12 protein-coding genes are annotated in these 13578 nt (G+C 64.8%); 6 read left to right on the top strand and 6 right to left on the bottom strand.

Going from position 1 to position 13578, the window contains the following annotated elements:
* Positions 1-5: 5 nt before the first annotated feature.
* The 6 genes from H7A12_02200 to H7A12_02175 form a co-directional block, all read right to left on the bottom strand.
* Positions 6-1130, bottom strand: a complete 1125-nt coding sequence (locus H7A12_02200; protein ID MCP5319641.1) for a porin — start codon at positions 1128-1130, stop codon at positions 6-8.
* Positions 1127-2089, bottom strand: a complete 963-nt coding sequence (locus H7A12_02195; GenBank protein ID MCP5319640.1) for an esterase-like activity of phytase family protein — start codon at positions 2087-2089, stop codon at positions 1127-1129. Before H7A12_02195 ends, H7A12_02200 begins: the two co-directional genes overlap by 4 nt.
* A gap of 1 nt (position 2090) precedes the next feature.
* Positions 2091-2972: a polyphosphate polymerase domain-containing protein gene (locus H7A12_02190; GenBank protein MCP5319639.1), complete on the bottom strand. Its 882-nt coding sequence runs from the start codon at positions 2970-2972 to the stop codon at positions 2091-2093.
* A gap of 290 nt (positions 2973-3262) precedes the next feature.
* A complete protein-coding gene (locus H7A12_02185) occupies positions 3263-4384 on the bottom strand; it encodes an inorganic phosphate transporter (GenBank protein MCP5319638.1) in 1122 nt (373 codons plus the stop codon).
* Positions 4385-4470: 86 nt separating this feature from the next.
* Entirely contained in the window at positions 4471-5103 is a 633-nt protein-coding gene (locus tag H7A12_02180) for a pit accessory protein (GenBank protein ID MCP5319637.1), read from the bottom strand.
* 34 nt (positions 5104-5137) lie between these two features.
* Positions 5138-5704 (bottom strand): DUF4956 domain-containing protein, encoded by a 567-nt coding sequence (locus H7A12_02175; GenBank protein MCP5319636.1) that lies wholly within the window; start codon positions 5702-5704, stop codon positions 5138-5140.
* Between the two features lie 473 nt (positions 5705-6177).
* On the opposite strand from H7A12_02175, the gene H7A12_02170 reads away from it, so the two are divergent.
* From H7A12_02170 to H7A12_02145, 6 genes are all read left to right on the top strand, one after another.
* The gene (locus H7A12_02170) at positions 6178-8697 is read left to right on the top strand and encodes a TonB-dependent receptor (GenBank protein ID MCP5319635.1); all 2520 of its coding nucleotides are present in this window, start codon (positions 6178-6180) and stop codon (positions 8695-8697) included.
* 199 nt (positions 8698-8896) lie between these two features.
* Positions 8897-10069 (top strand): sulfotransferase, encoded by a 1173-nt coding sequence (locus tag H7A12_02165; GenBank protein ID MCP5319634.1) that lies wholly within the window; start codon positions 8897-8899, stop codon positions 10067-10069.
* Positions 10070-10187: 118 nt separating this feature from the next.
* Positions 10188-11471 carry a hypothetical protein gene (locus H7A12_02160; protein ID MCP5319633.1) on the top strand — a complete coding sequence of 428 codons (1284 nt, stop codon included), beginning with the start codon at positions 10188-10190 and terminating at the stop codon, positions 11469-11471.
* On the top strand, positions 11468-12352 hold the full coding sequence (locus H7A12_02155; protein ID MCP5319632.1) for an NAD(+) kinase: 885 nt from the start codon (positions 11468-11470) through the stop codon (positions 12350-12352). The genes H7A12_02160 and H7A12_02155 overlap by 4 nt, the downstream gene beginning before the upstream one ends.
* A 33-nt stretch (positions 12353-12385) precedes the next feature.
* Positions 12386-13285: a rhomboid family intramembrane serine protease gene (locus tag H7A12_02150; protein ID MCP5319631.1), complete on the top strand. Its 900-nt coding sequence runs from the start codon at positions 12386-12388 to the stop codon at positions 13283-13285.
* A 4-nt stretch (positions 13286-13289) separates the two neighbouring features.
* On the top strand, positions 13290-13574 hold the full coding sequence (locus tag H7A12_02145; GenBank protein MCP5319630.1) for a DUF1315 family protein: 285 nt from the start codon (positions 13290-13292) through the stop codon (positions 13572-13574).
* Positions 13575-13578: the final 4 nt, after the last annotated feature.

The following is a 13578-nucleotide window of genomic DNA, read 5'->3' as shown; positions in this document are numbered from 1 at the left end:
ACGCTTTACAAGGCCAGCTGCAGCCGCAGCAACAGCAGGTGCGGATCGTCTGTCTGGCCACGGCGCTGGCTGTGCACCTGAATGTAATTGAACATGACGCGCATGTGCTCGTTGAAATGGTAGTTCAAGCCGAAGGTCAGATTACGCTCGTGCCCGCCGCGCACCCCGGCGTCATCCAGGTCGATGTGGGACAGACGCGCCGTCAGCTCCCAGGCGCCGGTTGAGCGGCTGGGGCTGATGCCCTTGAATCGGCCGTTCTTGTAAGGGCGCACCTCGCCGCTCAGCAGCCAGCTGGTGGCCAGGTAGCCGCCGTTCAGGCGCGCGCCAGGTGCGCCCGCGTCGCGGCGCAGCCAGGCCTGCAGCCACTCGGTCTGCACGGTCAGCGGGCCGCTGCGCCAGGCCGCCTCCAGGCCCAGCCGATCGATGCGGCGTACGTCCTCGACGCCGCCGGTGTTGACCAGGTCTTCGTCCGCCACACGCGACTCCGGCGTGGTATCGAAATCGACCTTGCTGCGCGGTCGCTCGACGACGACAGCCGCGCCCAGGTGCAGCACCGACGTGCTGCTTTGTGCCGGCACCCAGGTCGCACGCGCGCCCAGCCCGCGCCCGCGGTCGTCGCCGTCGATGGACGAGCCAAAGGCCATCGCCGATACCGTGTATGCGTCGCGCTGATGGCGAAAGCCCAAGCCCAGGCGCCGCGAGGGTGCGAAGGCATCGACCGGCAGTGCGCGCTCGATGAACAGAGAGTCGTTGGAACTGGTCAACTCCTCCAGGCTGAAAGGCAGCTTGATCTGGCCCAGCGTGAAGTCGCCGACGCGCCAGCCTTCGTAGCTCAGTGCCACGTCCTTGAACTTGCCGTCGCCGGGACGCAGCCGGCCCTTGTCGGCCAGCTCGTAGGCGGCCTCGAACGTCCAGTCCTCGCCCGCCTTGCCCTTCAGGCCGATGATGGCGCGGCGCACGATGTCACCGTCGTCCAGCGGCTCGGCGTCGGCGTCGTGAGCGGCGTAGTCCAGGTGCAGGCGTGCTTCGGGTTCGAGCTTGAAGGCCATGGCGTGGTCGGCCAGGCACAGGCCGAGCACACCCAGGGCCAGGACCCAGCACGCCGTGGCGGAGGGATGGTGATTCGTCATGGTAGCGTGACCAAGGCAAAGGTGGTGCCCTGCCTCGCCTGGCCCCCGTTGTCGCTGGCGATCAGGGCGTGGTGGACGTCCAGCAGGCTCAGACCCTCGAAGTTCTCGGGCCCCGGAGGCAGCGCGGCCAGCAGGCGTGTCGCACATACGCCCTGAGGGTCGCAGCGGCCAAGGTCCACGCGGCGCAGCGTGGCCACCTGCTCGTCCTTGGAGCGGGTAGGGCGCGAGCGCTCCAGTATCAGCAGGCCACCGTCGGGCAGAATCTCGATGCCCTTCAGGCGGCTGTCGGGCGTGTGGCGCACAAACGACCACGCCTGGCCCCGGGCATAGACCGTGTGCAGCGTGTCGGGGTGCCCTTGCAGCGGTGCCTCGGGCGCCGTGACCAGGCCGTGTGCCGGGTGCAGCGCCACCGACTCCAAGCCGCGCCCCTTCTTGCGGTAGTTGGCGCTGTCGTCGGCCGGTGGCGGCACTGCCAGGCGACCCAGCAAGGTGCCGTCCGGGCGAAAGCGGGCGATCTGCGGTGGCCGTTCTTCCAGCGCCACCACCAGTTCGCTGGGGCCGCGCGGATCGCCGCCTGCAGGGCGCAGCGCCAGCCCCTCGGCGTTGAAGCGCCAGCCCGCGCGCGGCTGGCCTTCGCCGGTGGCCGGATCGATCAGCGCGGCGGTGTCCATCAGCCGTACCGAGCGCAACGTGGCGCCCGCGCGTTCGACGCGAAAGCGGTAGAGCAAGCCTTGGTCCGAGACCGCGTACAACAACTGTGCGTCGGCATCCCAGGCCAGGCCCGAGACCTCGCCCACCCGCTGGCCGGCCGCCGGCATGGCCGGCACCACGAAGCGGCTGACCGCTGCCGGCGCCCCGCCGGATGCGGCCTGCGTCACACCACTGCACCCACCCACCCAGGCCAGTGCCGCCAGCACCGCGGCGGTCAGCGTCATGTGAAGTCGCGTGCGCCCCCTCATGTCAGACCCCCACCACGGCGCAGGGTGGCGCAACCGCCGCCCGGGTCAGCGTCGCGTCCGGCACCATGCCCAGCTTGCGCAGCGGCACCAGGAACTTGTTGTACTTGCCCACCTTGTTCAGCGCCGCGGCGGCCACACAGTACTTGGAGCAGCTGTTGGTGGGGTGCTGGTGCAGCGTGCGCAGGATCTTGTCGGCAATGCCGTTGGCCTTGTCGGACTTGGTCTCGACCAGCACGGTATCCGCATGCACCGTGCGCACGTCGGCGGAGTCCTCGAAGCGCACGCCCAGGTCGATCGTCATGCGCTCACCGCCCTGCCTGGCCACCAGGGTGACGCGCTGGTAGCGCATGCGCAGCGTGGGCTGCAGGACGCGGCCGAAGGCGCGCCCGTACAGCTCGTGGTGACAGGTCTCGACGAACTCGCGCGCGGCGGGGTCCATCACGCCGTACTGCTCGACCGGACGCTGCAGGCGCTCCTTGATGGTCATGCCGCGCATGTACTTGAGTTTGACCTCGACGAAGCACAGGCCCGCGTCCACGTAGGTGCGCATGCGCACCTTGGAGCGGATGCGCCGGCCCTTGTGGTGGTCGTGGTAGCTCGAGTGCTCGGCATCGTCGAAATAGCAGGTGTCGTAGGTGAAATCGCGCAGGCCGTCGATCTCCAGGATGTCGAAGTGCACGGCCAGCTCGGCCAGCGCCTGGCGCAGCACCGCGAGGTCGACCACGTACTTGTTATCGCGCCGCTCCAGCATGTCGGCCTTGGCGTTGAGCTGCTCGAGGCTGATTGGCGCGAAGGGTTCGAGCAGCCACGGCGGCGCGCGAAACACCCCGGGCGCGGCCGGGCCGGTGACGGGCGCCGGATGAAGACGAGTGGCGGTGGACATGACATGGCTCCCAGAGGGCTGACGCTCTACAGGCATCCGGTGTCGGGTACCGTGTGGCGGGCGTGGTACGGGCTGTGCCGGGCAGGATCCTGTCCTGCTTCTGGCAAGTGGCTGGCAAGCCCCGTGCCAGCTCACTTGAGGGCAGGAAATCGACACGCAAGTGATCGAATATGACGAGTATGAATAGATCTTCTCATTCACGACGGTGATGACGGAAACCGTGGTGCCCGTCCCGATTCCAGATACTGGACGCAAGGATCTGGAATCGGGATGGGTCATTGCGGCGGACCTCACACCATGGGTGCCAGCGCGCAGGCGATGGCGTAGCTGATGGATGCGGTGATCGGCAGCGTCAGCACCCAGGCCCAGACCATGCGCTGCACTACCGACCAGCGGATGGCGCTGAAGCGCTTGGCCGCGCCCACGCCCATGATCGTCGAGGACACGCAATGGGTGGTCGACACAGGAATGCCGATCGACGAGGCGGCTATGATGACCAGAGCCGAGCTGGTCTCGGCGACGAAGCCGTGGATTGGGTGCAGCCGCACCATCTTGTGACCCAGCGTGCGGATGATGCGCAAGCCGCCGCCGGCCGTGCCCGCGGCCATCACCAGCGCGCACAGCACCACTACCCAGGTCGGCACCTCGAACGCGCCGCCGGCACCCGGTGCCAGCCGCAGAAAGTCCAGCCAGCGCGGTAAGCCGTCCAGGCTGCCGGCGGCGGTCGCCCCGGCCAACGCCAGTGCCACGATGCCCATGGACTTCTGTGCGTCGTTCATGCCGTGCGACAGCCCCATGGCAGCAGCCGACACGATCTGCGAACGGCCGAACACCGCGTTGACCCAGGGCGTGCTGCCCAGCCGCCGCGCGAAGCCGGTGCGCCGCGATAACCACAGCAGCAGCGCGTACAGGCCCAGCATGGCGGTAAAGGCCACGGCAAAGCCCAGCGCCGGCGAGAGCACCATGGGGATCATCACCTTGGGCACCACGCCGCCGGCCAGCCACCACGGGCCGTCCCGTACCGACCACCAGATGATGGCGTGCCAGTCGTTGGCGCTGACCGCCAGCGCAGCCCCCACCAGCCCACCCACCAGGGCGTGGCTGGAGCTCGATGGCAGCCCCCACCACCAGGTGACCAGGTTCCACAGGCAGGCGCCGCCCAGCGCGCTGAGCAGGAACCAGGCCCTCGTCTCCACCATATTGGCGTTGACCAGGCCTTCGGCGATCGTCCTGGCCACGGCCGTACCGGTCAGCGCGCCGATCAAGTTGGTGACCGCCGCCATCGCCACCGCCTGGCCTGGCGTCAGCACCTTGGTGGCCACCACCGTGGCGATGGAATTGGCTGTGTCATGAAAGCCGTTGATGTAGGTAAAGCCCAGCGCAATCGCGATCACCAGGGTCAGCAGTTCGATGCTCACTGGACCACTCTCCGCGCTGCGCGCTGCGGGATTCGCACATGGGAGCAGCCCGGCTTGCTCATGGGAATCTCCCTGGGTCGTCAGCTGTTCTTGAGCACGATGACGTAGATCACGTTGCCCACGTCGCAGCAGGCGTCGATTGCCTTCTCGATGGTCTCGAACAGGTCATTGGCCAGCAGCACGCGGATCGCATCGCGCTCGTGCAGGTACAGCCCGCCGCAGGGCTCCAGCAGCAGCTGGTCGGCCTCGGCCTCCAGTGCCTGCAGGCGCGCGTGCAGCTTGCGCATCGGTTCGATGCGCAGGCCGGCGCACAGCTCGCGCACCATGGTCACCACCACCTCGGTGCAGGCTGCCAGGAGTGCGGTGCGCGGGCTGAAGTCCAGCCCCTGCAGGCGACCCGCCACCCGCAGGTGGCGGGCGGCAAACTTCTCCACCGTCTTGGGGATCGGGTACAGCGCAGCGTTGATGGCCTCGATGTCCTCGCGATCCAGCGCCATCACGAAGCGGGCCACCAGCGCCTCGCTGACCTGCGCCGCCAGAACCTTCTCGCGGTGCCGCGCCGCGCTCAGCGTGGCCAGACACTGCGCCGGCTCGACGTTGCCCTGCGCCAGCTGGTGCACGGCGTGCGCCGCGTCGCGTGCGGCCTCGGCCCTGGCCTGCAGCAGCTCGAGCACCGAGTCCTTGTGGCCCAACAGGCGGCTGAGCGAGAACACGAACCTTCCTTCCGGCGCTGGATGCGGGCGGCCTCTACTTGCGGTAGAAGACATTGATGTGCGCCGTCTCGTTGACGTAATCGAAGGATTTGATCTCGTAATTGATCACCTCCACCCCCAGGCGCTGGCCCAGGTCGGCACGCATTGCCGCTGCGTCGGTCAGGGCGCGGTGGTCGATCTTGTCCAGCACGATCTTTACGCCGGCCACCGAGTGCAGGATGCGTGGGTGGTCCAGCACGAAGGCGCCCAGCAGCAGGAACAGCACCACTGCCAGTACAAAGGGCAGCGTGGTGCCCTTCACCGAGCAGATCACCGCGATCGCCACCGCGCCGAAGAAATAGCTGATCTCGATCTTGTCGAACTGCTCCGAGCGCAGCCGAAACAGCGCCAGGATGGCGAACAGGCCAAAGCCCGCCGCCACGCCGAATTGCACGTCGGCCAGTACCACCAGCACCGCGAAGGCCGAGAAGTTGAACATCACTGCCGTGGTCACCAGTTCCTTGTCATGGTGGCGGCGGTAGTACAGGCCGTAGATCAGCAGCACCACCGCTGCCACGTCGATGCCAAAGCGCAGCAGCAATTCGAACAACGCCGGTTGCATGAAAGACGCAAGCACTTTTTTCTCCAGGATGAGCCCGCCAGCAGCTCTTCCTCACCTGAACGCAGAATTGATGCCAGCTTGCGTCTCCGCGCTACGGCACACGCAAATTTGTTTTTATATCAAATGGTTGGAAACGCCCTTTGCAGCGGCCAGCGGCCCACGCCATCGTCATGGCACAGCCGTGAATTCCAGAATCTGGACGCATCTGTCCGGCTTTTGTACGCCGCTGCGGACGGCGAATTGTCACGCGATGTGGCCACACGCGCCTTCGCGTACTGGATCGTCTTGGCAAGAGGGTTGCTTCCATGCCTTCCGGCTGGATTCGCCAGCAAGAAAAATTGTGCGCAAACCTCAAACCAGTCCTATCATGAACGGCGTGTAACGTACGGTTGTGGCATGAGGTTGCTCGAGAGAACGTGCTGTCCACGATTCGCATGCGCTGCATACACCAACGACATCAAGGGGATGCATTCATGTCAGATCCACGAAACGCATTCATGTGGCGTGCCTCGGCACTTGCCATTGCAATCACGGCCGCGGCCGGCGCGTCAGTTCCAGTAACTGCCCAGGAATCCCCGCGTGCAGGCGGACTCGAGGAAATCGTCGTCACGGCCCAACGGCGCGAGGAGTCGCTGCAGGACACTCCGATCGCGATCACGGCATTCACTGCCGACAAGATGACCGACATGGGCATCACCAACGCATCGCAGATTGCCGATTTTTCACCCAACGTGACCATCCAGAAGCAGCCGTCGTCCAACTCGAACATGTCGATCACGATCCGCGGCATGGGCATGAACGAGACCGCGTTGCTGGCAGACCCGAAGGTCGGCATGTACATCGACGGCATCCTCATCAGCAAGTCGATCAGCGCGGTGTTCGACATTGCCGATCTCGAACGCATCGAGGTATTGCGTGGTCCGCAGGGCACGCTGTTCGGGCGCAACACCACGGGTGGCGCGATCAACGTGACCACGCGCAAGCCAAGCGGTGAACTGCGCGGCAAGGCGCAGGTGTCGACCGGGAACTTCGGCTACCTGCGCTACGGTGGCAACCTCGACCTGCCGGCAGTTGGCGATCTTGCCGCGAGCGTTGCCTTCAACCACACGGAAACCGACGGCTGGGCGCGCAACGATTACAGGGGGCCGGCGCTGGCACCGCAACGGCCGGGTGAGAAACTGCAGCGCAATCTCGCCTCGGAGGACAACGACGCCTACCGTCTCGCGCTGCGCTGGACACCACGCGATGATCTCACCTTCGATTACGCCTTTGACAGGACCGACAACTCGGGCGTCGCAGCACCGTTCCAGATCCTGAAGGTCAAGGACGCGCTCTGGAACGGTTTCCGGTGGACGCCTGCGGATTATCGCTTCCTCAGCGGTGCAGGTGGGTTGTACGACCAGATGGCGCAGAACGTACACCCGCGCAGCAAGCGTCAGGAACACTTCAGCTACGACGAGTCGACCGAAGAGTATGTGAAGATCAATGCACATACCTTCATCGCAGCCTGGGATGTGCAACCCAACCTCACGCTGAAGTACCTCTTTGGCTCACGGCGCTCGCGACACAACAACGGCTCGGACCTGGACGGTGGCGTGTACTATGCCCGCGATCTGTTCTACGGCGGTGGCGATCGGGTCCAGGTTCCGGGTTTCCATTCCCGCATCGACAAGGCCTATATCGACATGGACTCGCACGAGTTCCAGTTCATCGGCAGCGCCCTCGATGATCAGCTGCACTATACGGGTGGTATTTACACCTACAAGGAAGAGGTTTACGAACATAACCCGCAGACCTTCTCGCTGCCGCTTGCGTTCGTCGCCACCAGCGGTGCGTCCACTCCGTTTCTTGGGCCACTCTATGACAGTGCCGGCTTTTGCCCGGCGATGTACGGAGGAACTCTGTGCATCGGCACTCAGCGTATACCGCTTCCCTTCGGTGATTCCTATGTCGCCGGTGTCAATGATTTCGAGTACGGGCAGACTGCGAAGTCACGTGCCGCCTACGGGCAGGCAACCTACTCGATCACCGACGCACTCGATCTGACGCTCGGCATCCGGTACACGAAAGACAAGAAGAACGCGTTCCTGTACAGCCAGAACATCGAGCGAAGCGTACCTGGGCACAGCATCGCAAACCCGCTGCGTGGCAAGGGGGACTGGCACAACACCAGCTACATGGGCAACCTCAACTACCAGCTCACCGACGAGATTCGGGTCTACTTCACCTACGCCACCGGCTATAACGGTGGTGGCCTGAACGCCCGTGCCGCAACCAGGGCGGCCTTCGAGACCCCTTATGACGAAGAGGAGGTCAAGTCGTTTGAAATCGGCATGAAATCGGAGTTGTTCGACAACCGCCTGCGGCTCAACGTGGCGGCCTTCCACAACGAATACGCCGATATGCAGGTTGCCCAATCGGAACTGGGCACGGGCGGTGCATCGAGCAAGATCGTGAATGCGGGCGAGGCAACGCTCAAGGGCATCGAGTTCGACATCGTGGCAGTACCACTCGATGGTCTGACGATCGACCTCAGTTACGGCTATATCGATGCCAAGTTCAACGAATTCATTGCACGCGATCCCGCGACAGATCAACTGGTCGATATCTCGGATGTCGCCAGGGTCCCGATGACTTCGAGGAACAATGCCTCGCTCGGCGTCCAGTACGACTTCGAGCCTTTCAGTTTCGGTGCGCTGTCCGCGCGGGTCGATGTTGCCTACCAGAGTCCGCATGTGCAGAATCCGATCAACTACCAGTGGGACTCACCCGGCAGCCGCACGCTGCTCAACGCGCGCATCAGTCTGAACGATATCAATCTGGGCAGTTGCTGCGACGACAAGAGCAGGTTGCGGGTGTCGCTGTGGGGCAAGAACCTGACCGACGAGGAATACATCAACTTCGGCATCGATTTCGGCGCAATAGGCTGGGCCGGTGCGGTCTACGGCGAGCCGCGCACCTACGGTTTCGACGTGGTCTATACGTACGATTGACCGGACGTTGCTGACCGGAATGTGAGCAGAGCGGCCCCGCAGGCCGCTCTGCTGCGTCTGGCAATCGTGAAATTGCTGCTGCGCTCACCCGCTTGGGCGATCCCATCACGCAAGTCCAGGAACTAAACTGCACTCGGAGTCCCGTGTGTCGTACTGGCAGCCGGGTTCAGTGGCGAGCTACCGGGCGGGGCGCAAAAACATGAGTACAGACAAGTTTTCGTTGCAAGCGGACGAGCTTCTGGCGGACGCACGCAAGCGAGCGGGGCTGGACGATTTCGGCGACCCGTGGTTCATGCAGCCGCTCGGGGTGATGCTCGAGGCGTTGAATCGTGAGGCAAGACTCAGCGCGGCGGGTGTGGCTGCCCATCATGAGCGTATCGTCACGGGATTGGTGAACCGGCTGCGAATGGTCGATGCGTTGCGGCTGCATCCGGAGATTGCAAGCGAATCGGTCGAGGTGACTGCAATCATCGTCGGGTTGCCACGCACCGGCAGCACGCTGTTCCACCGCCTGCTGACGACGGCTCCAGGCCTTACCGCAGTGCGTTTCTGGGAAGCGCAGAACTACGCGCCTTTTCCGGGGGAAATGCGTGGCCAACCTGCCGCCCGGCGCCAGTGGGCCGCAGATCTGATTGCGGAGATGCTGCGCATCACACCGGATTTGCTGTCGATTCATCCGTATCAGGTGGATGGGGCCGACGAGGAGATCATGATCCTGGATCAGTTCTTCGTTGGCACGCAGCCCGAAGCCTATGCGTACATTCCGTCCTACTCGGCCTGGCTGGACGGAGCGGATCTCACGCCGGCCTATCGTGAGCTGCGTGCGGTACTCGGTTTCCTGCAATGGCAGGACGAGGCGCGGGGCGGCAAGCGCTGGGTATTGAAGACTCCCGGGCACCTCGCGGCGCTTGGTGCGGCAACGGCCGTGTTTCCCGAGGCGCGCTTCGTGATGACGCACCGCGATCCGCTCGAGACGGTCCCGTCGTACTGCAGCATGGTCGCCGCGCTGCACGGTGCCGCGACTGAGCAGCTCGACCGCGTCGCGGTCGGACGCTTCACGGCGCAGCGCTGGGCCGCGCTGCTGGATCGATTCACACGGGCGCGCGATACCGGTAGTGCGGGGCGTTTCATCGATGTCGACTACCGCAGCGTGCAGCGCGCACCGCTCGCCGAATGGCGGCGGGTGCTCGACCTCCTTGGCGAACCAACGGATGCCGCAGCCGAAGCGCTGGCCACGAAGTGGCTGGGCAACAACCGGCGCGAGCAGCGGGCGACGCATCACTACACGCTCGAGGAGTTCGGCCTGGACCGCGACGAACTGGTGAACCTGTTCAGCGCATACCGCGAGCGCTTCATACTCGACCGCGCCTGAAGCGCATCCGCATCGCCGAGGCGATTCCGGTACCCCACCGGCTCCGCGGGACTGCTAACATGAACGGCGATTCTGCCGCTGTGCATGCAGTCCAGCGGAGCGATTCAGGGAAACGCGGATGACGGTCCACCAGAAATCCTCGACGCAGACGCAGGAGGCCGTGGTTTTTTTCCACGACAGCCAGATCGTGTGCGAGATGCTGTATGCGGAATTCGAGGCTCTGCTGGACTGCGTGGTGCCGATCCGTGATTTCGTCGGAACCACGCTCGAGGCCGTCTATGTGCGCCTGGACGCGCGGCTTGTACCGCAGACGGCCGTTTTCTTCCTGATCCCGTTCGACGCCGAGGGCTTTCCCGACCGGAACTGGGATGTGCCGCTGCGCATGCTGGCGGAGCGGGGAGTGTCAATCGGCCCGGATTTGGGAGCGGGGCCGGTGCGGCTCGTCACGCGCAGCCAGTGTCCGCTGGCAGAGCAGGCCGACAAGCTGTGGGACATGCGCTTCGACCCGGCGGGCAACACGCTCGATGTGTTGCGTGAACGCGTGCAGATGAACCGGCTTGGCCTGGACGTGTCCGACCCGGCACCGCCGCCCGCACCGCCGCCGCGGGTGGATGTTGCTCCCGTCATGGCGGCTCCGGTGCAGGGCGGCTCCGAGGTGTTGCTCACGTTGCTGCAGCAGAGCAATGAGCAACTGGAGACGCTGCGCGAGCAGACCCGCCGGGATGTGATGACACTGCAGCGTGAGCTGACCGGAGCCCGCGAGCAGGTGCGCAAGCTGGAAACCGAGCGCCAGGCACTGCGCGAACGTCTGGCAACCGAGCAGAAGGTGTTCGAGCAGCAGAAGGGAAGCCTGCAGGAGGAACTGCGCCAACACACAGGACAGGCGCGGACAGCGATCGAGGCGGCGCGACGTGCGGCAGAATGCGAGCGTGATGCTGCACTGGCCGAGCGCGACGCGCGCATGCACGAGGAACTGGCACGACTCGAACAGGAGCGTGCGCTGCAGGAAGAGCAGTTGCTGAGTCTGCGCAGCGAACTCACGGAGCTGCGGCGTGACAAGCTGCGCCTGATGGGCGAGGGTGCAGACAAGTTCTTTGCGGCGCTGAAGGAAAAGGGCGTCAAGTTCGTGGCGTACCAGCCAGGAGCCGGACACATCACGATTCCGATGGAGGAACTGCGGATCTATCTGGGCGACACCGAAGCCTACGTGGCCGCAAAGTGCGGGGTATCGCTGGATCACTACCGGCGCTGGCTGGCGCACTATCACGAGCCGGTCTGTCAGGGCGCGGGTGGCGACGGTGGGCCGTGCGCCAAACCTGTGCAGAAGCTGCTGAAGCCGGTCGAGTTCATGGCTGGCCTGCATGACCGTTGTGAAATCCACAAGCAGTTCGCGCAGCGATGAGCCAGTTTCACCGCATCGGCTTGATGGGACGGGTCGGCAACCCGGAGGTTCTCGAGACGCTGGTACATCTGCGTGAGCTGCTGCGCGCGCGTGGACGCGAGGTGGTGGTGGAGCGCGAGGTGGCGGAGCAACTCGGCTCGTTGCCGGAGGAAGTGCTGCCGCGCGAGGAGATCGGGCGGCATACCGAACTGGTGATCGTGGTCGGCGGAGACGGCAGCCTGCTCGGTGCGGCGCGCGCGCTGGCAGCGCAGAGCGCTCCTGTGCTCGGGGTGAACCGCGGCCGTCTCGGTTTTCTTACCGATATTTCGCCACAACAGCTGGAGGCACAGATCAGTGAGGTGCTCGCCGGGCGTTATCTGATCGAGTCGCGCTTTCTGCTCGATGTGGTGGTCACGCGTGGACATCGTGTACTCGCGCGCGGCGACGCGCTGAACGACGTGGTGCTCAACTCGGGCATTTCGGCACGCATGATCGAATTCGAGCTCTACATCGAGGAGCAGTTCGTCTATACGCAGCGCTCGGATGGCCTGATCATTTCCACGCCTACCGGCAGTACCGCGTATTCGCTGTCCGGTGGCGGACCGATCATGCACCCCGGACTCGATGCCCTGGTGCTGGTGCCGATGTTCCCGCACACGCTGAGCAGTCGGCCGCTGGTAATCCACGGCAGCAGCAGCGTGCGCATCGTGATCAACGAATACAACGACCTGCATCCGGCCATAAGCTGCGATGGCCAGCTCGATTTCTCTGCCAGTCCGGGCGATATGGTGCACGTGCACAAGAAGCCCGAGCACCTGCGCTTGCTGCATCCACTGGATCACAATTTCTATGCGATCTGCCGTGCGAAGCTCGGTTGGGGCAGTCGTCCCGATGGCGACTGAGCGCGTGCGTGCATTGTTTCGGGATCTGCCGCGATGAGTGCTTGCGTCGCGATCGAAACACGCATCGGCGTCGAGCTGGCCGAATTCAGCCGCTACCTGTGGCAGCGGCGCATCGTACATCGCGTCTTCGATACGCCGGACGGCAGGCAGGTACTGGTGGTGGCGCGGGAGCAGGACGTGGCGGAGGTGCGTACCGCGTTCGAGCGCTGGCGGGCCGGTGAGCTGCCGGTGGCCGAGTTGCCGTCACGGCATGCGTGGCTGCAGCGCGCCGGTGCAGCGGTTGCGAGCGGCTGGCGGCGCCAGCCGCTCACCCTGACGGCGATCGTGCTCAGCATCGCGGGCACGCTGCTGGTGTTCTTCGACCACGATGCCAGCATGCTGCGCTGGTTGAGCTTCACCGGCTTCCATCTGGATCCCGCCGGAAACCCCGTGTTCGAAAGCGTGATTGCCACCTATGGCCGGGGCGAATACTGGCGTCTGCTCACGCCGGTTTTCCTGCATTTCGGGCTGCTGCATCTGGCATTCAACATGCTGTGGCTGTGGGAGCTCGGCCGACGCATCGAGAGTACACGCGGCCCGCTCACGATGCTGGCGTTGCTGGTGCTGACCGGCGCTGGCGGCAACATCGCGCAGTACCTCTACGATGGCACCGTGATGTTCGGTGGCATGTCGGGCGTGATCTACGGACTGCTGGGTTATGCATGGGCATGGACGCGCATGGGGGCACAGCCCACTGTGACACTTCCGCCCGGGGTGATGGCGGCAATGCTGATCTGGTTGTTGGTGTGCATGAGCGGAGTGGTGGAGGCGATCGGGTTCGGTGCGATTGCGAATGCCGCGCACGCGGGAGGCCTGGCACTGGGTGCGCTGCTGGGGTTCGGCGCTGCCTTGTTATACTCGCGCCCCCCCGCCACGGGAGCCAATGGGAGGTAGCACGATGGATTTCGAGGCGATGCTGCAACTGATCACGCCGGAGGTACACAGCGGCCTGCGGCGTGCGATCGAGATCGGCAAATGGGCCGACGGTGCAGCGCTGACCGGTGAGCAGCGCGAGTTGTGCATGCAGGCGCTGATCGCGTGGGAGGTGCACAATCTGCCCAGCGAGGAACGTACGGGCTATATCGATTGCGGCAGCAAGACACGTGGCGAGGTCTGCGCAACCCCTGCCGACGAAGAACCGGAGCTGATCCGCATCGTGCGTGCCAGCGGCCTGGCCGGCTGAGGAG

The organism is Pseudomonadales bacterium (assembly GCA_024234165.1).
GTDB lineage: Bacteria > Pseudomonadota > Gammaproteobacteria > Pseudomonadales > UBA5518 > UBA5518.
The sequence above is the reverse complement of the archived record's forward strand: the minus strand, read 5'-3'. Positions and strand labels throughout refer to the sequence as shown.